We start from the raw sequence: 19,944 nt of genomic DNA on the forward strand, positions 1-19,944 counted from the left end.
CTACTCCTCACGCAGCCGGGGGTTGAAGATCTCGTCCATGGCGTCGACCACGAGCACGATGCCGAGCGTGAGCAGCAGGATCGCCAGCAGCGGCGCCAGCATGTACGGCAGCGCGGCGGTCGTGGTCAGGGCCCCGCCGCCGAACACGGACAGGTTGAGCATGACGCCCCAGTTGTCCGCCTCGTACGGGAGCACGCCCAGGAAGAACAGGCCCACCTGCGCGTACACGGCGCCGGTGACCGCGATGAGCATGTTCATCGCGATGTACGGGGCCATGCTCGGCAGCAGCTCCTTGCCCACGATGTGGGTGGTGGACAGGCCGAGCCCGCGCGCCGCCTCGATGAAGCCGCGCTCGCGCAGCGACAGCGTCTGCGAGCGCACCGCCCGCGCCACGCCGCCCCAGCCGAGCAGCCCCAGCAGCAGCCCCATCTCCAGCGCGCTGCCGAACGACCACACGGTGGAGAGCACGAGCAGCAGCGGCAGCCCGGGGATGGTCAGCTTCATGTCGGTGAGCCGCATGAGCACGGTGTCCCAGCGGCCCCGCTTGAAGCCGGAGAACAGCCCGATCGCGGTGCCGAGCACGACCGTGATCACCGCGGTGACCAGCGCGCTCAGCAGCACGTACCGGGAACCGGTGATCACCTGGGCGAGCACGTCGCGGCCCTGCCCGTCGGTGCCGAACCAGTGCTCGGCGCTCATCGGCGCGTACAGCTGACTCGTGTCGCGCGGCAGCACCTCGGGGTAGAACATCGGCCCGAACACGCCCATGAACGTGAAGCCGAGCACGATGACGGCGCCGACCAGGCGGCTGGGCTTGCGCTTCATCACCCGCCAGACGCCGCGCCAGAAGTTGCGGCGCATGGTCGCCGCCGTGCTGGTGGTCTCCAGGATCGCGCTGCTCACGCCGACGCCTCCTCACCGGAGCGGACCCGCGGGTCGATGACCGTGTAGAACAGGTCGGCCAGGATGTTGGCCACGATGATCGCCGCCGTGATCAGCAGGAACGCGCCGCCCATCAGCGCGTAGTCGCGGTTGACGACGCTGTCGATGAGCAGGAACCCGAGCCCCGGGTAGTTGAAGATCTTCTCGATGAAGATCGCGCCACCGAACAGCAGGCCGAGCGAGAGCGCCAGGATCGTGAACAGCGGCAGGATCGCGTTGCGCGCCACGTACCTGAAGATGATCGACCGCCGCATCCCGCGCAGCTCGGCCGCCAGGATGAAGTCGTCGCCCAGCACGGTGACCACGCTCGACTTCATGGCCAGGATCCAGCCTCCGTAGCTGGCCAGCGCGTACGTCACGACAGGCAGCGTGGCGTGCTCGATCAGCGAGCCGATGTAGCCGGCGTTGAACCCGGGCTCGAACAGGATGTCGGCGGTGCCGCCCTGCGGCAGGATCGGGATCAGCGTCGTGAAGATGGCGCCCATCAGCAGCGCCAGCACGTACTGCGGCACACCGTGCAGCAGCGAGCCGGAGATGGCCAGGAAGTCGCCGAGCTTGCCGGAGCGCTTGATGGCCGCGTACACGCCCATGATCACGCCCACCAGGAAGCTCAGCAGCGTGCCGGCCAGCACCGGTAGAACGGTCCACTTGGCGGCCTCGCCGAGCACCGAGGTCACGGGGGAGCCGGGGTGGGTGACGGACACGCCGAGGTCGAACCTGAACAGGCCCGCCATGTAGTCCGTGTACTGCTGCCACAGCGTGCCCTCGGGCAGGAATCCGTACATCACGGCCGTGGCGCGCTCGGCCGCCTCCGGCGACATGCCCTGCTCCAGCAGCTTCTGGTAGCGCGCCGCAACCGGGTCGCCGGGGATGTTGCGGACGATGAAGAAGCTGATCGTGGCGACGACGAGAATCATGACGATCCCGCGGGCCAGGTGGCCCGCGAGACGTCGTGCGATGACCGTCATGCCTACGGAGTCTTCTTGACCATGCCGAGCTGGATCCAGACTCCGGCGGGCAGGCGGAGCAGGTCGCTCTCCTGCTCGGGGAAGCCGGTGAACCGGCTCGTGTTGGTGAACTGGGTGTTCACGTAGTCCCACAGCTGGATGACCGGCAGGTCCTGGTTGGCGGCCTTGGCCAGCTGGAGCATGATCGGCTTGGCCTCCTCGGCGCTGACCGAGTTCAGCTTGCCGGTGAGCTCACCCGGGTTGATCTCGGTGCCGTCGACCTCGACCTTCTCCGCGCCGCCCATCCAGTTGCCGCTCTTGCCCGGCTCGGCGTGCTTGATCTTGCCTGCCACGTTGGTCCAGCCGTTGGAGGCGCCGTAGAGACGCTGGTAGATGTCGTACGGCGCGGGGCCGAGCGCGATCAGCCAGAAACCGACGTCGTACTTGCCGGCCGCGATCTCCTCCAGGTACAGCGGGTAGTCGGCGACGGTGACGACCTCGGCGTCCACGCCCGCCTCGACGAGCTGGCCCTTGATGTTCTCCTGCGCGGAGATCCAGTCGGAGAAGCCGGACGGGGCGGTCATGGTGACCTTCCAGGGGCTGCCGTCGGCCAGCGCCCACTTGCCGTCCTTCTTCTGCAGCCCGGCCTGCTTGAACTCCTCCTCGGCCTTGGCCGGGTCGGGGTTGTACGGCTCCAGGCTGTTCAGCTCGGCGCCCAGCCACTCCTGGGCGGGCTTCTGGTGGATGCCGGAGGTGGTCACCGCGGCGTTGCCGCCCTCGGGCGAGGCGACCTTGGTGACCTCGGCGCGGTCGATCAGGTAGGCCAGGCCGCGGCGCACGTGCACGTTGTCGTACGGCTTCTTGGTCTGGTTGAACGCCATGCCGACGGCCACCGGCGAGAAGCCCTTGATGATGTTGGTGCCGGGCGCCTGCTTGATCCGGTTCATCACGTCGGCCGGGGCCGCGGTGAAGCCCGCGTGGTCCAGCTTGCCGGAGATCAGGTAGTTCCAGATCTGCTCGTTACCGGTGTAGTTGAGGAACTTCACCTGGTCCGGGGCGACGTTGGCGGCGTTGTAGAACTCCTTGTTCTTCACCAGCAGCGCCTCGCCGGGGTTGACCCGCTCCAGGATGAAGGGGCCGGCGGAGACGTCCTTCTCGGGGGCGAAGGTGATGATCTTCTCGCCCAGGGCGGTGATCTCCTCGCGGGCCTTCTCGGCGTCCGCGCCCTCACCGCGCGAGGCCTTGAGCTTGTCCCAGAAGTCGGCCGGCAGCACGCTGCCCCAGATGTGCGCGGGGGCCACGAAGGTGTCGAGCACGCCGCGGGCGAACTTGCTGCTGGGGTTGGTCATGTCCTGCGTGACCTTGACCGTCTTGTCGTCGACGACCTCGACGTCGGCCGCCGCGCCCGCCGCGCCGGGGGTGATCGCGAAGGCGGTGCTGCCCTGCGTGTAGGCGATGCCGATGGACAGCCTGACGTCCTCGGCGGTCACCGGCTTGCCGTCGGACCACTTGTTGTTCGGCTGCAGCTTGATGGTGATCGCGGAGTTGTCCGGGGCGATCTCCCAGCTCTCGGCGATGCCCGGGTAGAACTGGTTCGGGTCGGTCAGGTGGTTCTTGACCCATGCGAGCTTCATCGCGTTGTACCCGAGGAAGGAGTTGCCCTTCGGGTTGTACGGGTTCGCGGGGCCGCTCGCGTCGATGCCCGGCCTGTTCACGTCGATCGTGGTGAAGAGCCCGCCGCCACCGCCGCCCGAAGAGGACTGATTGGTGGGGGTGCCGCTGCCACTGCACGCTGCTGTGACGGCGGTAAGGCCCAGCAACGCCACTACAGCTGCTAGTCGCTTCATGTACCGCTCCGGGGAAGTTCGGACCTGATGAGGATCTGTGGGATTGACCGGACCCTACGGTCAGGCGGTGAGTGCGTCAATAATCTCCAGTGGTTGTGAGGCTAATGTAACTTTCCTTCATGGGTGCTCGTGACGGCGTTTGTCTCCACAGGCCTCGGGCTCGTCAGCCCACGAGAATGACGGCGGCGCCCTTGACCCGGTCGCGCGCGATGTCCGAGAGCGCCCTGCCGGCCTCTTCGAACGTGTATGCCACGCTACTGACCTGCGGCGGGTGCTCGCGCACGAGCTCCAGGTACGCGCGCCCGTCCGCCCGGGTGTTGGCCGTGACGCTGCGCAGCGTCCGCTCCCGGAAGAGATGGCGGTCGTAGTCAAGCGGCGGGATGTCGCTCAGGTGGATCCCGGCGACGGCGAGCGTGCCGCCCCGGTCCAGCGCCTCCAGCGCGGGCGGCACCAGGTCGCCGACCGGCGCGAACAGGATGGCCGAGTCGAGCGGCTCGGGCGGCCGGTCCCCGGCAGAGGCCGCGCCCAGTTCGAGCGCCAGCTCCCGGTGACGGGCGGCGCGGGTGACCACGTGCACGACCGCGCCCATGGCGATGGCCGCCTGCGCGGTCAGATGGGCCGACGCGCCGAACCCGTAGATGCCCAGCCGCCCGCCCTCGGGCAGGTCGCTGCGGAGCAGCGCGCGGTAGCCGATGATGCCCGCGCACAGCAGCGGCGCCAGCCGCTCGGCCGGCACGTCGTCAGGCAGCGGGTAGACGTAGTCGCGCGGCGCCGTCAGGTAGTCGGCGAAGCCGCCGTCGGCGTCCCAGCCCGTGTACGTGGACTCCGGGCACAGGTTCTCCACGCCGCGCCGGCAGTAGCGGCACCTCCCGCAGGTCGAGCGCAGCCAGGCCACCCCGACCCGCTCCCCGTCGCCGCCGTCGGGCCGTACCACCCGCCCGACCACCTGGTGGCCGGGCGTGGTCAGCGGCCGGTGGGGCGGCAGGTCGCCCTCGGCCAGGTGGAGGTCGGTGCGGCAGGCGCCGCACACCTCCACCCGCACCAGCACCTCGCCCGGGCCCGGCTCGGGCACCGGGCGCTCCACCATGACCAGCGGCCGGGACGCGATAGGCCCCGGCCGGTCAACCGCCCAGGCCCGCATCGGCCGCCGCCAAACGCCTGTGGGCCAGCGAGGCGTACAGGGCCGCCCCGTCGGGCAGCACGGAGTCGTCGAACAGCGCCTCGGGGGAGTGGTTGTAGGGCGCGGTCGCCGGGTCGCGGCCGGGCGGGCAGGCGCCCAGGAACACGAACGTCCCCGGCACCTCCTGCAGCACGTACGAGAAGTCCTCCGACCCCATGGCCGGATTCGGCGCGACGACGTAGCGGCCGGGACCGAACAGCTCGTCCACCGCGGCGCCCGCGAACGCCGCCTCGGCGGCGTCGTTGACCGTCACCGGATAGCCCATGCGGATCGACGCCTCCACCTTCAGGTCGTGCGCCGCCGCGATGGACTCCACCACCTCGACCAGGCGCCGCTTGGCCAGGGCCCGGTTGCCCGCGCTGAACGTCCGGACCGTCGCCTCGAATCTTGCCTCGTCCGGGATGACGTTGTCGGCCGACCCGCCGTGGAAGCTGCCGACGGTCACCACCACCGGGTCGAACGCGTCGAACGTCCGGGTGACCATGGTCTGCATCGCCGTCACCATCTCGCACCCGGCCTGGATCGGGTCACGCGCCAGGTGCGGGGTGGAACCGTGCCCGCCGCGCCCCTTCACCGTGGCCTCGAACACGTCGGCCGCCGACATGATCGGCCCCGGCCGCGAGGCGAACACGCCCGCCGGCAGGATCGAGGAGACGACATGCATCCCGTACGCGGCCACCGGCCGGTCACCGGCGGCGTCCAGCACCCCCTCCTCGATCATGTGCCTGGCGCCGTGCTGCCCCTCCTCGCCCGGCTGGAACATGAAGATCACATCTCCGGCCAGCTCCTCGCGGCGCGCGCTCAGCAGGTGCGCCGCGCCTGCCAGCATGGTCGTGTGCAGGTCGTGCCCGCACGCGTGCATCCGTCCCTCGACCTGGGAGATGTACGGCAGGTCGTTGCGCTCGGCGACGGGCAGCGCGTCCATGTCACCGCGCAGCAGCACGGCCGGTCCCGGCCGGCCACCCCGCAGGACGGCGGTCACCGAGCTGAGCGCCTTGCCCAGGGTGATCTCCAGAGGCAGCCCGTCGAGGGCCGCCAGCACCTTCTCCTGGGTACGGGGCAGCGTCAGGCCGATCTCCGGCGTGGTATGCAGCGAGTGGCGCAGCCGGACGAGCTCGTCCCGCATGTCCTGTGCGGCTTCGGTGAACGACATGAGTCACATTCTTCATGCACCGGTTGAGAAGTCGATATGCCGCACTCGCTAGGATGATCCGGTGACCGAGCGTAAGCGGATCGACTTCTGGCTGTCCGACATGGACGGGGTCCTGGTGCACGAAGGGCGGCCGGTGCCCGGTGCCGACACCTTCATCAAGCGGCTCAGCGACTCCTCCAAGCGGTTCCGGGTGCTGACCAACAACTCCATCTACACCCGGCGCGACCTGTCGGTGCGGCTGGCCGCGGCCGGACTCGACGTGCCCGCCGAGTCCATCTACACCTCCGCGCTGGCCACCGCCCAGTTCCTGGACGACCAGCGGCCCGGCGGCTCCGCCTACGTCATCGGCGAGGCCGGGCTGACCACCGCCCTGCACGGAGCCGGTTACGTGCTCACCGACCTCGACCCCGACTACGTCGTGCTGGGCGAGACCCGTACCTACAGCTTCACCCAGATCACCCGCGCGATCAGGCTCATCGAGGGCGGCGCCCGGTTCATCGCCACCAACCCGGACCCGATCGGCCCGTCCACCGAGGGGTCGCTGCCCGCCTGCGGCGCCGTCGCGGCCATGATCACCCGCGCCACCGGGGTCCAGCCGTACTTCGTCGGCAAGCCCAACCCGCGGATGATGCGTAGCGCGCTCAACGAGATCGGCGGCCACAGCGAGACCACCGCGATGATCGGCGACCGGATGGACACCGACATCGTGTGCGGCATGGAGGCCGGGCTGTTCACCATCCTCGTGCTGACCGGCGTCACCCAGCGTCACGAGGTCGACCGCTTCCCCTTCCGCCCGTCGCTCATCGTCGATTCGGTCGCCGACCTCGTCGATCTGGTGGAACCTGCCGGAGACTGACAGGTATGGGTGGCAGGCTTGCCGCCATGACCCGGATCTACCTGGAAGAAGGGCCGAAGAAGGTCTTCGCCTGCTCGTTCGCCTGGCCCGGCTGGTGCCGGGTGGCCAAGGGCGGGGAGGCCGCGATCGACCGGCTGATGGAGTACGCCCCGCGCTACCGCGTGATCGCCGAGCGGGCCGGCCTGGCCTTCGACCCCGGCGAGCCCGAGGTCGTCGCCCGGGTGCGCGGCGGCACGACGACCGACTTCGGCGCTCCCGAGACCGTCCCTGAGCAGGACCTGGAGCCGGTCGGCGAGGAGACCGCCCGGCGCGAGGTGGCGCTGCTGCGGGCCGCCTGGGAGCTCTTCGACGAGGTCGCGGGGCAGTCTCCGGAAGAGCTGCGCAAGGGGCCGCGCGGCGGCGGGCGCGACCTGACCAAGATGGTGAACCACGTGCAGGACTCCGAGCGCGCCTACGCCCGGCAGGTCGGGGTGCGGCACAAGCCCTACCGGTCACGCGCCGACGTGGACGCGCTCCGCGCCGAGCTGGCCGAGGTGCTCTCGCGCCCGTGGCGGCCGCCGGTGGAGACCGCCTGGCCGCCCGCCTACGCCCGGCGCCGCCTCGCCTGGCACGTCATCGACCATCTGTGGGAGATCGAGGACCGTCGCTGACGGCCGCGCCGGCGGGGGGACGATCCTCGATGAGCCGGGGCAGCGCCTCGATGTGGCCGGACAGATAGTCGGCCACCGCCTCGGGGACCACGTGACGCGAGGTGATCTCCTTACGCTCCAGCGGCAGCCGCTCCACCTCGTAGGCGCCCCGGCCCGGGTCGTCGAGCTCGGGCCCGTGGCGCAGCGCGGGGTCCATCGCCACCAGGCGGCACCCGTACACGTGCTGGGTCTTCACCCCGCCCTCCCATGGGTAGCTGACCGTGGTCAGCGGTGTCACGGCCGAGACGGTCGCGCCCAGCTCCTCCAGCAGCTCGCGGCGGAGGGTGTCTTCGAGCGTGGCGTCGCCGGGCTCGACGTGACCGCCGGGCACCGACCAGTAGACGGCGCGGCCCGGCACCGTGCGGCGGAAGATCACCAGGTGCTCGTCGTCGTCGAGGAGCAGGCCCCGGACGCTGGGTCGCATGAGGACACCATATTTCACCTGGGCGTCGCTGGGGTACCCTAACCTACGGTGCCGTAACCTTGAGGAGGAGAGGATCCCTTCATGCCGATGACGCAGACGCAACTGCTCCACGAGCTCGAGCCGATCGTGGCAGGTGAGCTCGACCGCCACGAGAAGATGGCCAAGGAGTGGTTCCCCCACGAGTACGTTCCGTGGAGCGAGGGGCGCGACTTCGACGGCCCCTACGGTGGTGAGGCCTGGCAGGAGGACGACTCCAAGCTGCCCGAGCCGGCCCGCGTGTCGCTCATCGTCAACCTCCTGACCGAGGACAACCTGCCCAGCTACCACCACGAGATCGCCACCACCTTCGGCCGCGACGGCGCCTGGGGCACGTGGGTGCACCGCTGGACGGCCGAGGAGGATCGCCACGGCACCGCGATCCGCGACTACCTGACCGTGACCCGCGCCGTCGACCCGGTCAAGCTGGAGCGCGCCCGCATGGCCCACATGCAGAGCGGCTTCATGACCGACTACGGCACGATGCTGCAGCAGCTCGCCTACGTCTCCTTCCAGGAGCTGGCGACCCGCATCGCGCACCGCAACACCGGCACGGCCTCCGGCGACGAGGGCTGCGAGCGCCTGCTCGCCCGCATCGCCGCCGACGAGAACCTCCACATGCTCTTCTACCGCAACCTGCTCAAGGCGGCCTTCGAGCTCGACCCCGACCAGACCATGCGGGCCGTCACCGACGTGGTGACCACCTTCCAGATGCCCGGCTCCAACATCGCCGGCTTCACCCGCATGGCGATGACCATCGCCCACGAGGGCATCTACGACCTGCGCCTCCACCTCGACGACGTGCTCATGCCGGTGCTGCGGCAGTGGTCCGTGTTCGACAAGACCGGCCTCGGCCCCGAGGGCGAGCGGGCCCGCGAGGAGCTGTCGGAGTTCCTGCAGAGGACCGACGAGACGGCCGCCCGGTTCGTCGCCCGCCGCGAGGAGCGCAGGGCCCGAGCCAGAGGCTGATCCAGCATGGGATGATTCGTCCCCATGGATCTCCCCGTCACGCTCGTCGTCGCGGTCGTCACGATCGTCATGGTGATCGCGCTGGCCGCGGCCGCCCAGCGTCTGCTCGGCGTCCGGTTCGGCGCGGTGCGCACCTTCCTGGCGGCCCTCCTGGCGTTCTCGCTGGCCGGGCCGCTGACCACGCCGATCCTGAGCCCCTTCCCGCAGATGGACGGCACGCGGGACGTGGGCCTCGGCCCGCTGTGGGTGCTGATCCTGGTCGTGATGTGCATCGTGCTCATCCCGATGGTCATCCTGGTCGTCGCCGAGGCGCTGGTGCCCACGGGGTCGATCCCCGGCCCGCTGGAGCTGGTCAGGTCGCTGCGCGGCCGGTTGTCGCGGGCCAGGCGCTACTCCGAGATCACCCGGATCGCCGTCAGACACGGGCTCGGCCCGTACCTGCGCGGGCGCGGCGACCGGCCGGAGGACCACACCGGCGCCGTGCGGCTGGCCCGCTCGCTGCGGCTCGCGCTCGACGACGGCGGCGTCACCTTCGTCAAGCTGGGGCAGGTGCTGTCGACCCGGCGCGACCTGCTGCCGCCCGAGTTCATCGAGGAGCTGGGCCGGCTGCAGGACCAGGTGGCGGCCGAGCCGTGGGAGCTCGTCGAGCCGGTGCTCCGCGCCGAGCTGGGCGGGCCCGTCGAGGAGGTGTTCGCCGCCTTCGACCGCACGCCGCTCGCCGCCGCCTCGATCGCGCAGGCCTACACCGCCCGGCTGCGCACCGGCGAGGACGTCGTGGTCAAGGTGCGGCGGCCGGGCATCGGCCGCACCGTGGCCAGGGATCTCGACATCGTCCGCCGCCTGGCCGTCACCCTGGAGTCACGCACCCGGTGGGGCCGCGGGCTCGGCGTGCGCGACCTGGCCGAGGGGTTCGCGGTGGCGATCAGGGAAGAGCTGGACTTCCGCGTCGAGGCCGCCAACATGGCCGCCGTCGCCGCCTCGGACGGCGGCGGCATCACCTATCCCACGCCGGTCGGCGCGCTCTGCACCGAGCGGGTCCTGGTCATGCAGCGCCTGGTCGGCAAGCCCGTCACCGCCGCCACCCCCGAGCAGGGCCCCCGCCTGGCCCGCGACCTGCTCGACTGCCTGCTGCGGCAGATCCTCGTCGAGGGCGTCTTCCACGCCGATCCGCATCCGGGCAACCTCATGCTGCTCGACGACGGCACGCTGGGCCTGCTCGACTTCGGCTCCGTCGGCCGCCTCGACGCCTCCGCCCGCGCCGCGCTGCAGCGCTTCCTGCTCGCCATGAACCGGCAGGACCCGCTCGCGGTGACCGACGCCCTGCTGGAGGTGGTGCCCAGGCCGGAGGACATCGACGAGCCGGCGCTGGAGCGGGCGCTCGGCCAGTTCATGGCCAAGCACCTGGGGCCGGGCCTCGACAGCGTGCGGATGTTCACCGACCTGTTCAAGATCGTCTCTTCGTACGGGCTCTCGATCCCGCCCGAGGTGGCCGCCGTCTTCAGGGCGCTGGCGACGCTGGAGGGCACGCTGGTGCGGCTCTCACCCGGATTCGACCTGATGAGCGAGGCCCGCGCCTTCGCCGGCCGCTACCTGTCCGAGCAGTTCGACGGCGGCAACCTCAAGGAGGCGGCCGCGCAGGAGCTGGCCGCCCTGCTGCCGATGCTGCGCCGCCTGCCGCGGCGCGTGGAGCGCATCGCCAGCGCCGCCGAGCACGGCAGGCTCGGCCTCAACGTCCGGCTGCTGGCCGACGAGCGCGACCGCGGCTTCCTGACCGGGCTGCTGCACCAGGTGCTGCTCACCGTGCTCGGCGCGACCGCCGGGCTGATGGCCGTCATCCTGCTCGGCGTCGACGGCGGGCCGGTGGCCAGCGAGGAACTGGGCATGACGTTGTTCCAGCTCATCGGCTACAACCTGCTGGTGATCAGCGCCGTGCTCGTCCTGCGCGTGCTGATTCTGATCTTCCGCCGCCCCCGGGACACTCCGGCGAAACGCACATCCTCTTGACTTAGGGATGGTCTTGGACAACCACGGCATCGGGCAGGTTTCTGACCCATCAGCCGTACACAAGACCCCTTGGGGAGCAGTGGGTGAAAATCATCGGGATCGCCGCCAGCCTCCACGCGGGTTCGTACGTCAACCGGCTCCTCGACGCCATCCGGGCCGAACTGCCGCCGGGCGCCGATCTCGAGGCGTGGACCCGCCTGCACGAGGTGCCCCCGCACGAGCCGGGACCGGCCCCCTCGGTGGTCCGCGAGCTGCTCGCGCTGGTGGCGGGGTCGGACGCGCTGGTGCTCACCGCGCCCGAGCACAGCCTGCTGCCGGTGGAGCTGGAGTACGCCCTCGACTGGATGGCGCGGGCCGGCGTGCTGGACGGCAAGCACGTGGCCGTCATGTGCGCCAGCGCCCGCGCGTGCGGCGCCATGTGGGCGCAGGCCGAGCTGTACAAGGAGCTGATGGGCGCGGGGGCGGTGGCCGTCGGGTCCGAGCTGGTGATCTCGCCCGTGTGCCCGCACTTCGACGACGACGGCCGGCTGTGGGCCCGCGACCTGCGCGCCCAGGTGTGCGAGACGGTCGGGCAGCTGTGCCAGGCGCACCTGCGCGAACCGGTGCTGTCGGTCTGATCAGAGGTCGCGGCGCAGCCGCTTCACCTCGGAGCGCTGCTTCTTGCCCGCCAGGCGGCGCTCGACCGAGCCGCGGGTCGGCTTGGTGGGGCGCCTGCGCTTGGGCGGCGGCGCGATGGCCTCACGGATCCGCTGGGCCAGCCGCTGCTGCGCGGCCTCCCTGTTGCGGAGCTGGGAACGGTGTTCGGAGGCGGCGATCGTGATCGTCGGCGAGCCGAGCCGCTCCAGGGCGCGGGCCTTCAGCGCGGGCGGCAGCGCCGTGCTGGACGCCACGTCGAAGGTCAGCTCCACCCGGCTGTCGGTGGTGTTGACCCCCTGCCCGCCCGGGCCCGAGGACCGGGAGAAACGCCAGACGAGCTCGGCGTCGGGGATGACGACCGAGTCGTTGACGACCAGCGTGGCGGGCATGACGATCCTTCCTCTGTGCACGGTCAACGTATAGACGGGCGAGTGTGCCGGGCAACGACATTTCCTGTCATACCTCCAACATCCCCGGTATGTGCGTGATTCCGCGGGGTTGACGGCGCCCCGCAAGCGGCGTATGCCACTATCGCGCATCCATCACCTGGGGGAGTCATGACGGCAGGCATCGTCGGCGTGCACGGCATCGGCAAGTACGACTACTACCTCAGGGCGGGCGGGTCCGCCGCCGGGGCGGCCACGGCCATGCGGGAGAAGTGGGACCGCTACCTGCACGCCTCGCTCGGCGGCCCGGCCAGGACGTACTTCAGCGAGGTCGCGTACTTCTCCCACCTGCTCCGCGACCCCGCCGCAACGCGCCCGGCCCCGCTGCGGGCCGCCCGCGGCGACGCGGCGGGCTGGGCCGCGAACCTCGGCTTCGGCGAGTACGTCACCGGCACCCTGAGGTCGTTCACCGCCTGGGTGCTGTCCCGGCTGGAGGGCCGTTCGGCCGCGTTCGCCGAGCTGTTCGCCCCCGAGGTCGCCGCGTACCTCACCGACCAGGGCAGGCGCGAACGGGTCCGGGGGGCGGTCGCCGACACCATCCGCCGTAACCGGCCCAGGGTGGTCATCGCCCACTCTCTCGGCAGCGTCGTCACGTACGAGACCTTCTGGGCGTATCCCGACCTGGAGACGGACCTGCTCATCACGCTGGGCAGCCCGCTCGGCATGCGTGAGGTGATCTTCGAGCGGCTGCTGCCCGCCCCGGTCAACGGCCGCGGCGAGCGGCCCAAGGGCGTGCGGCGCTGGGTGAACATCGCCGACAAGGACGACATCGCGGCCATCCCGCCCGCGCTGGCCGGCTGCTTCACCGGCGTCGACGCCGAGGAGCTGGTCAACCTCGACTGGATCGACTTCCACACCGCCGAGAAGTACCTCGGCTGCCCGGCGCTCGGGCCGCATCTGCGACCATTCCTCGGATGAGATGGATCCTCTTCGACTACGGCAACGTCCTGTCCCTCGCCCAGCCGGTCGCCGAGGCGGAGGCCATGGCCCGTGCCGCCGGCGCCGACCCCGCCGAGTTCCTGCGTGAATACTGGGCCCACCGGCTGGAGTTCGACCGGGGCGCCCTCGGCCCGGCCGAGTACTGGGCGAAGGCCGCGGGCCGGCCCCTGTCCGCGGCCGAGCTCGACCGGCTGATCGCCATGGACGCGGCCAGCTGGTCGCACCCCGACGAGGGCTCCCTGGCGATCCTGCGCGAGCTGCTGGAGCGGGGCCGCGACGTCGCCCTGCTGTCGAACGCGCCCGCCTGCGTCGCCGACGCCCTGGACGAGCTGCCCTGGATCGCCGCCATCCCGCACCGCTTTTACAGCGCCCGGCTCGGCCTGGTCAAACCCGACCGGCGGATCTACCAGCACGTCGCCGCCGAGCTCGCGGCCGACCCCGCCGACGTGCTCTTCGTCGACGACCGCGAGGACAACGTCGAGGGCGCCCGCGCGGCCGGCATGCGGGCGGTCCGCTACACCGGCGCCCCGGCCCTCCGCGCCCACCTGGAGTGAGCCGGAGGAGGGCGACGGGTGTTGTTCATCCCCCTTTGACGCCGCTTTCACGGCCTGGTCAGCGGGTGCGGACATACCTGGAGCGTGGACCGCAGATCCTTCCTCACCGCGGCTGCCGCGGGCCTCCTCGCCCCGCGGGCCGGCACGTCGCCCAGAACGCTCAGAGCCGACCCGTTCACCCTCGGCGTCGCCTCCGGCGACCCGTCCCCCGGCGGGGTCGTGCTCTGGACCCGCCTGGCCACCGACCCGCTCGGCGGCGCCGGCCTCGGCGGCATGCCCTCCCGCGACGTCGACGTCAGCTGGCAGCTCGCCGCCGACGAGCGCTTCTCCGAGATCGTCACCTCCGGTACGGTCACCGCCCGCGCCCGCGACGCCCACAGCGTGCACGTCGAGGTCGAGGGCCTGGACCCGGGCAGGGAGTACTTCTACCGCTTCCGCGCCGAAGGCCGGCTCTCACCCGAGGGCCGCACCAGGACCACGCCCGCCGCCGGCGTGGAGACGCCGCTGGCCTTCGCCGTCGCCGCCTGCGCCCATTTCGAGCACGGCTTCTACACCGCCTACCGGCGCCTGGCCGAGCAGGAACCCGACCTGGTGGTGTTCCTCGGCGACTACCTGTACGAGTACGCGCCGAGCGGCTACACCGCGCTGTCCGGGAAGCGGGTCCGCACCCACACCCCCGGCAAGTGCGCCACCCTGGCCGACTACCGGCTGCGGCACGCCCAGTACAAGAGCGACCACGACCTCCAGGCCGCGCACGCCGCCGCGCCCTGGCTCGTGGCGTTCGACGACCACGAGGTGGAGAACAACTGGGCCGGCCCCGTCTCCAGCACCGGCGCCCCCGCCTTCGACCGGCGCAGGGCCGCCGCCTTCCGCGCCTACTACGAGAACATGCCGCTGCGCCGCGGCAGCCTGCGCGGCGCCGCCATCCAGGTGAACCGGCGCGTCTCCTGGGGCTCGCTCGCACGCTTCCACCTGCTCGACACCCGGCAGTTCCGCGACGACCAGGCCTGCGGCGACGGCGTGCGCTCCGGCTGCGACGAGCGCCTGTCCACCGGGCGCACCCTGCTCGGCGACGGCCAGTGGCGCTGGCTGGAGGACGGCCTCCAGGGCTCCGACACCCGCTGGAACCTGCTCGGCCAGCAGATCATGATGACCCACCGCGACTTCCGCGCCGGCCCGGGACGGGACGTCAACCTCGACTCCTGGGACGGTTACGCCCCCGAGCGCACCCGCGTGCTGAACGCCCTGTCAGCCACCGCCAACCCCGTCGTCCTCACCGGCGACGCCCACATGCACCACCTGGCCGACCTCAAGACCGACTTCGACGACCCGGACGCGCCCGTGGTGGCCCGCGAACTGATCGCCACCTCGATCGCCAGCGACGGCGACGGCTACCGCGACCGCACCTGGATCGCCGAGTCCCTCGCGGAGAACCCGCACATCTCGTACATGGACCAGCGGCGCGGGTACCTCATGGCCCGGCTGACGGGCGACGAGCTGTCGGTCGACTTCCGCACCCTCGACTACGTCTCCCGCCGCGGCGCCCCCGCCCGCACGTCCCACCGCACCACCATCCCGGCCGAGGCGGCCTGAACGCCGGGGCCGCCGGTCACCGGGCGCCCAGCGCGTATCCGTACAACCCCTCGCCGGAGCCCATCTCGCGCGCCCTGCCGAACCGCGGCGCCGCCCCCTCGCCGCGCCTCCCCGGCAGGGACGTCACGACGCCCCTGCCCGGCGCGGCCACCACCAGCGTGGCGGGCCCCTCGCCCGGCGCGGGCAGCACCGACACCGTGCTGCCCTTCTCCTTGATCCGTACGTCCCCGTACCGGGACAGGCCGCCCCGCGGCGAGCCCGGCATCACCTGCACCGAGTCCTCGCCGGGCACCCCCACCGCCAGCTCGTCGTCCCCGTCGCCGTCGAGGTCGCCCGCCGCCAGCGACGCGCCGAACCGGTCGTAGTAGCGCGGCTCGCCCTTCAGGAGCCGCTGCGTCCACATCTCCGACCGGGCGCCGCGCAGCCCGTTCCGGGTCCCGTACACCACGTGCAGGGCGCCGTCGCCGTAGTCCATCGCCCGCTGCCCGGCGGTGAGCCCCTCGCCGGGGACGCCGATGGCCAGGTCGTCGCGCCCGTCGCCGTCGAAGTCGCCGGTCGCCAGCGCCGCGCCGAACGCGTCCCACTTCTCCGCCGAGCCCGCGACCCCCGGCGAGCTCTGGGTCAGCCGCAGCGCCCGCCGCCGGCGCGGGTCCAGCACGGTGACCGAGCCCTGGCCGTCCTTCGTGACCGTGTCGGCGGGCGCGCCCACCACCAGCTCGTCGCGCCCGTCACCGTCGAAGTCGCCCGCGGCGAGCGTCTCGCCCCACCCGTCGGTGGCCCGCGCCGCCTGCCGCACCCAGCCGGTGCGCTGGGTGATCGGGTACGGTTCGCGCCCCTTCATCCAGAACACCGTCACCCCGCCGCCTCGGCCGCGCCCGGGAGCGCCCACGGCCAGCTCGTCCCGGCCGTCGCCGTCGAAGTCGCCGGCGGCCAGCGACGCCCCGAACCGGTCGCTCGACGGTTCGTCCAGCGACAGCTCCTCACCGGGCCGCAGCCCGCCGGGGGAGCCGTGGTAGAGCTGCACCACCCCGTTCCCGTCCGCGCCGGGCACCCGGTCGCCGAGGAACTCGTCCGGCACCCCCACCGCCAGGTCGGCGCACCGGTCGCCGTCGAAGTGGCCCACGGCCAGCGACGCGCCGAACGCGTCACCCGGCTCGGGCTCGTCCTGGGCCAGCCGCTGTTCGCGTCCCGACCCGTACAGGATGGTCACGGAACCGGCCCGCCGGTCGTCGTACGGGGCGGCCACGGCCAGGTCCGGACGGCCGTCGCCGTCGAAGTCGGAGGGGGCGCCGGAACACGCCGGGAGCGCCGCGCCCGTACCGGTGACGAGGGGAAGAATCAGGCACGCGGAGAGCAGAACATTCACACCTCAAGTCATGCCGCGCCCAGCCGAACCCGGATTGAACGCCCCGGGAACGTGCCAGGATAGGCACGTGGACATCGACCTCGCTGATCTTGACTTCTGGCGCAGGCCGCTCAAGGAGCGGCACGAGGCGTTCGCCCGGCTCCGGCAGCTGGACCATCCGGTGTTCTTCCCGGAGAAGAAGGTGCCGTTCCTGCGCTCCGGCGCCGGCTTCTACGCCCTGGTGCGCCACGCCGACGTGGTCGAGGCCAGCCGCAACGCCAAGGTCTTCTCCAGCGAGCCGGCCGTCACCAACCCCGAGCCGCCCGGCTGGGTCAAGCAGGTGTTCGGCGAGTCGATGGTCAACATGGATGACCCGCGACACGCCCGGCTGCGCCGCATCGTGACCCGCTCGTTCAGCCCCAAGATGCTCGCGGGGCTGCAGTCCGACATCGAGTCGGCCTGCGGGCGCATCGTCGACGACGCCGTCGCGCAGGGGCCGCGCGACTTCGTCCAGCAGGTCGCCGCCCGGCTGCCCATCCACGTCATCTGCGACATGCTCGACATCCCGCAGGAGTGGCGCGAACGGGTCCACAAGCACGTCGACATCTCCACCGCCTACACCGGCATCCGGCCCAGCCTGGCCCGCACCGTCCAGATGGCCGGGCAGAACATGCTGGCCCTGCTCGCCCTCCAGCGCATGGTGATCAAGCTGGGCCACGAACGCGCCGCCGACCCCAAGGGCGACCTGGTCTCCCTCCTGGTCACCGCCAACCCCGACGGCGAGAAGCTCACCTACCGCGAGCTCGGCTCGTTCTTCGCGCTGCTGCTGGTCGCCGGCAACGAGACCGCGCGCAACACCATGGCCCACGGCATCAAGCTGCTCACCGACAACCCGGCGCAGCGCGAGCTGCTCATGAGCGACTTCGACGCGCACATCGGCAACACCATCGAGGAGATGGTCCGCCACGTCTCGCCGATCATGCAGTTCCGGCGCACGCTCACGCAGGACTACTCGCTGCGCGGGCTGGAGCTGAAGAAGGGCGACAAGGTCGTGCTCTTCTACGGCTCGGCCAACCGCGACGAGTCCGTCTTCCCCGACCCGGACCGGTTCGACATCACCCGCGACACCAAGCCGCACGTCGGCTTCGGCGGCCCCGGCCCCCACTTCTGCCTCGGCGCCAACCTGGCCAGGCAGGAGCTGCGCACCATGTTCAGGACGCTGCTGACGAGGCTGCCCGGCATCCGCACCGTCGGCGAGCCGGAGCTGCTGGAGTCCAACTTCGACAACAGCGTCCGCAGTCAGGCCTTCACCTTCTGAGGGTCGAGCACGTTCTCCCTGACGGCGACGGCCGTCACCAGCGCCGCCACGCCCATCATCACCGCGCTGACCAGCATCGCCCGGCGGAACCCCGCGTCGAACACCGCCGGGTTCCTGAAGGCGTCCCCGACCAGCCCCACCAGGGGCGGCACCGCGGCCACCGCGAGCAGCCCGCCGGTGCGCGCCACCGCGTTGTTGATCCCGCTCGCCGTGCCCGCGTGACGGTCGTCGGCGGTGGCCAGCACGGTCGCGGTCAGCGGCGCCACCGCCGCCGACAGCCCCAGCCCGAACACGGTGACCGCCGGAAGCACGACCAGCGCGTACGACACGCCGGCGCCGATCGTGCTCATGAGCACGAACCCCACGCCAGCCAGCAGGATCCCGCCCGTCATCGGCCAGCGCGGCCCGTGCCGCTTGGCCAGCTCGCCGGCGCGCGGCGACAGCAGCAGCATCAGCACGGTGACCGGCAGCAGCGCCGACGCCGCCGCCAGCGGCGAGAACCCCGACACCACCTGCAACTGCACGGCCAGCAGGAAGAACACCACGCCCATCGCCCCGTACATGACGAGCGTGACCGCGTTCACCGCCGAGAACACCCGGCCGGCGAACAGGCCGACCGGCACCAGCGCGTCCGGCGACCGGCGCCACTCCAGCACCACGAACGCCGCTCCCAGCAGCACGCCCGCGACCAGCGGCACCGGCGCGTCCAGCTCGATCAGCCCGTACGTGATCCCGGCCAGCGACAGCGCGGCCAGCACCGACCCCAGCACGTCGAAACGGCCCGCCGCCCGCTCGTCCCTGCTCTCCGGCACGTGCCGGGCCGCCACCAGCAGCGCCGGCGCCGCCAGCGGCAGGTTGATCAGGAACGCCCACCGCCAGCCGGCCGTCTGCACCATCGCCCCGCCCAGCAGCGGCCCCACCGCGCTCGCCACCCCGCCCAGCCCCGACCAGACGCCGATCGCCCGCGGCCGGTCCGCCTTGGAGAACGACGCCTGGATGATCGCCAGCGAGCCCGGCGTGAGCAGCGCCCCGCCCACCCCCTGCAGGGCGCGGGCCGCGATGAGGAACTCGATCGTCGGCGCCGCCGCGCACAGCGCCGACGCCAGCGCGAACCAGACCATCCCGATCAGGAACACCCGGCGCCTGCCGAACCGGTCGCCCAGCGAGCCGCCCAGCAGGATCAGACCGGCGAGCGTGAGCGTGTAGGCGTTCACCGTCCACTGCAGGCCCGCCATGCCGGCCCCCAGCTCGGCGCCGAGGAAGGGCAGCGCCACGTTGACCACCGTGCTGTCGAGCATCGCCAGCCCCGACCCCAGCACGGTCGCCGCCAGCACCCACCGGCCACGCGCCGATCGGAGCTCGATGTGCCCGTCGTCCATTGCGAACCTCCCCAGGCAGCAGCACAGCCGGCGGCCTCAGGCATTCCCCGCAGCTCAACCCCGGGCACCAGGATCACGGGCGGCGCCCCTCCCGCAGGCGGCTCAGAGCTGGGCCGCCACCTCCCGCAGGCGCGCGGAGGCGTCGCCGGAAACCGGGTCGCCGTCGTGCCAGATCCATTCCCTATCGCTCCCTTCGATAGGGTAGGTTGAGGATATATATGGAACGATATACCGTCGATCAGGTGGCGAACCTGCTCGGCCTGCACGTCAAGACCGTCCGCGCGTACGTCCGCGACGGCCGGTTGAAGGCCGTCAAGATCGGCAAGCAGTATCGGATCGCCCGCGAAGACCTTGAGGCGTTCACCGGCCTGCCGATCGCCCCACCCCCTGCCAGTCGGCACGCCGAGGCGTCGGCCATCGTCAACATCGACGGCATCGACCGTGCCGAGATGGACCGGGTCAGCACCATGCTCCTGGCCTCGCTCGGCGGCCGGCCCACCGGCGTCCACGCCGAATGCGTGTACGACGAGGAACGCGGCCGCCTGAAGGTCGTCGTGCTGGGCGAGCTAGAGGCGACCGCCCAGGTCATCCGGCTGATCGACGCCCTGGTCAAGCAGTAGATCCGACCGACCGGCGTCACGACCGGCCCAGCCCACCAGACGCACTACCGACCCGCCCGCCAGGCCA

19 protein-coding genes are annotated in these 19,944 nt (G+C 71.6%); 10 read left to right on the plus strand and 9 right to left on the minus strand.

What is annotated here, in order from left to right; genetic code table 11:
- The 5 genes from KME79_RS12080 to KME79_RS12100 all read right to left on the minus strand — a co-directional run bounded on the left by KME79_RS12080 (position 1) and on the right by KME79_RS12100 (position 6,069).
- A complete protein-coding gene (locus KME79_RS12080) occupies positions 1–903 on the minus strand; it encodes an ABC transporter permease (RefSeq protein WP_261808644.1) in 903 nt (300 codons plus the stop codon).
- Positions 900–1,910 carry an ABC transporter permease gene (locus KME79_RS12085; protein ID WP_148032504.1) on the minus strand — a complete coding sequence of 337 codons (1,011 nt, stop codon included), beginning with the start codon at positions 1,908–1,910 and terminating at the stop codon, positions 900–902. Before KME79_RS12085 ends, KME79_RS12080 begins: the two co-directional genes overlap by 4 nt.
- Before the next feature lie 2 nt (positions 1,911–1,912).
- The gene (locus KME79_RS12090; RefSeq protein WP_219544507.1) at positions 1,913–3,736 is read right to left on the minus strand and encodes an ABC transporter substrate-binding protein; all 1,824 of its coding nucleotides are present in this window, start codon (positions 3,734–3,736) and stop codon (positions 1,913–1,915) included.
- A gap of 163 nt (positions 3,737–3,899) precedes the next feature.
- Positions 3,900–4,877 carry a zinc-dependent alcohol dehydrogenase family protein gene (locus KME79_RS12095; protein ID WP_219544508.1) on the minus strand — a complete coding sequence of 326 codons (978 nt, stop codon included), beginning with the start codon at positions 4,875–4,877 and terminating at the stop codon, positions 3,900–3,902.
- Positions 4,858–6,069, minus strand: coding sequence for a M20 metallopeptidase family protein (locus KME79_RS12100; protein WP_148032501.1), 1,212 nt, complete (start codon positions 6,067–6,069; stop codon positions 4,858–4,860). The genes KME79_RS12095 and KME79_RS12100 overlap by 20 nt, the downstream gene beginning before the upstream one ends.
- A 100-nt stretch (positions 6,070–6,169) precedes the next feature.
- Between KME79_RS12100 and KME79_RS12105 the strand changes: the two genes are divergently transcribed.
- Positions 6,170–6,925 carry an HAD-IIA family hydrolase gene (locus KME79_RS12105; protein WP_219544626.1) on the plus strand — a complete coding sequence of 252 codons (756 nt, stop codon included), beginning with the start codon at positions 6,170–6,172 and terminating at the stop codon, positions 6,923–6,925.
- Between the two features lie 5 nt (positions 6,926–6,930).
- The gene (locus tag KME79_RS12110) at positions 6,931–7,575 is read left to right on the plus strand and encodes a hypothetical protein (RefSeq protein WP_219544509.1); all 645 of its coding nucleotides are present in this window, start codon (positions 6,931–6,933) and stop codon (positions 7,573–7,575) included.
- Here the strand turns inward: KME79_RS12110 and KME79_RS12115 are convergent.
- On the minus strand, positions 7,538–8,038 hold the full coding sequence (locus KME79_RS12115) for an NUDIX domain-containing protein (protein WP_219544510.1): 501 nt from the start codon (positions 8,036–8,038) through the stop codon (positions 7,538–7,540). The two genes, KME79_RS12110 and KME79_RS12115, sit on opposite strands and share 38 nt — an antisense overlap.
- Positions 8,039–8,119: 81 nt before the next feature.
- Here KME79_RS12115 and KME79_RS12120 point away from each other — a divergent pair, with 81 nt between their 5' ends.
- From KME79_RS12120 to KME79_RS12130, 3 genes are all read left to right on the plus strand, one after another.
- A complete protein-coding gene (locus KME79_RS12120; RefSeq protein ID WP_219544511.1) occupies positions 8,120–9,043 on the plus strand; it encodes an acyl-ACP desaturase in 924 nt (307 codons plus the stop codon).
- A 24-nt stretch (positions 9,044–9,067) separates the two neighbouring features.
- Complete coding sequence (locus KME79_RS12125) at positions 9,068–11,047, plus strand: ABC1 kinase family protein (protein ID WP_219544512.1); 1,980 nt, start codon at positions 9,068–9,070, stop codon at positions 11,045–11,047.
- An 83-nt stretch (positions 11,048–11,130) separates the two neighbouring features.
- The gene (locus KME79_RS12130) at positions 11,131–11,664 is read left to right on the plus strand and encodes an NADPH-dependent FMN reductase (protein ID WP_219544513.1); all 534 of its coding nucleotides are present in this window, start codon (positions 11,131–11,133) and stop codon (positions 11,662–11,664) included.
- Here the strand turns inward: KME79_RS12130 and arfB are convergent, their stop codons facing one another.
- Positions 11,665–12,072, minus strand: a complete 408-nt coding sequence (gene arfB / locus KME79_RS12135; protein WP_148032495.1) for an alternative ribosome rescue aminoacyl-tRNA hydrolase ArfB — start codon at positions 12,070–12,072, stop codon at positions 11,665–11,667.
- 168 nt (positions 12,073–12,240) lie between these two features.
- Between arfB and KME79_RS12140 the strand changes: the two genes are divergently transcribed.
- From KME79_RS12140 to KME79_RS12150, 3 genes are all read left to right on the plus strand, one after another.
- Complete coding sequence (locus KME79_RS12140) at positions 12,241–13,047, plus strand: hypothetical protein (RefSeq protein ID WP_219544514.1); 807 nt, start codon at positions 12,241–12,243, stop codon at positions 13,045–13,047.
- A complete protein-coding gene (locus KME79_RS12145) occupies positions 13,044–13,622 on the plus strand; it encodes an HAD family hydrolase (protein ID WP_219544515.1) in 579 nt (192 codons plus the stop codon). The genes KME79_RS12140 and KME79_RS12145 overlap by 4 nt, the downstream gene beginning before the upstream one ends.
- A gap of 84 nt (positions 13,623–13,706) precedes the next feature.
- Positions 13,707–15,215: an alkaline phosphatase D family protein gene (locus KME79_RS12150; protein ID WP_219544516.1), complete on the plus strand. Its 1,509-nt coding sequence runs from the start codon at positions 13,707–13,709 to the stop codon at positions 15,213–15,215.
- A 16-nt stretch (positions 15,216–15,231) separates the two neighbouring features.
- Here the strand turns inward: KME79_RS12150 and KME79_RS12155 are convergent, their stop codons facing one another.
- Entirely contained in the window at positions 15,232–16,581 is a 1,350-nt protein-coding gene (locus KME79_RS12155) for an FG-GAP-like repeat-containing protein (protein ID WP_219544517.1), read from the minus strand.
- Positions 16,582–16,648: 67 nt separating this feature from the next.
- Here KME79_RS12155 and KME79_RS12160 point away from each other — a divergent pair, with 67 nt between their 5' ends.
- Positions 16,649–17,878, plus strand: coding sequence for a cytochrome P450 (locus KME79_RS12160; RefSeq protein WP_261808643.1), 1,230 nt, complete (start codon positions 16,649–16,651; stop codon positions 17,876–17,878).
- Here the strand turns inward: KME79_RS12160 and KME79_RS12165 are convergent.
- Entirely contained in the window at positions 17,860–19,257 is a 1,398-nt protein-coding gene (locus KME79_RS12165; protein WP_219544519.1) for an MFS transporter, read from the minus strand. The genes KME79_RS12160 and KME79_RS12165 overlap by 19 nt on opposite strands.
- A gap of 218 nt (positions 19,258–19,475) precedes the next feature.
- Here KME79_RS12165 and KME79_RS12170 point away from each other — a divergent pair, with 218 nt between their 5' ends.
- Positions 19,476–19,877, plus strand: a complete 402-nt coding sequence (locus KME79_RS12170; RefSeq protein WP_246639711.1) for a helix-turn-helix domain-containing protein — start codon at positions 19,476–19,478, stop codon at positions 19,875–19,877.
- Positions 19,878–19,944: the final 67 nt, after the last annotated feature.

The sequence above is a fragment of the Nonomuraea harbinensis genome, from assembly GCF_019396385.1.
Taxonomy (GTDB): domain Bacteria; phylum Actinomycetota; class Actinomycetes; order Streptosporangiales; family Streptosporangiaceae; genus Nonomuraea; species Nonomuraea ferruginea.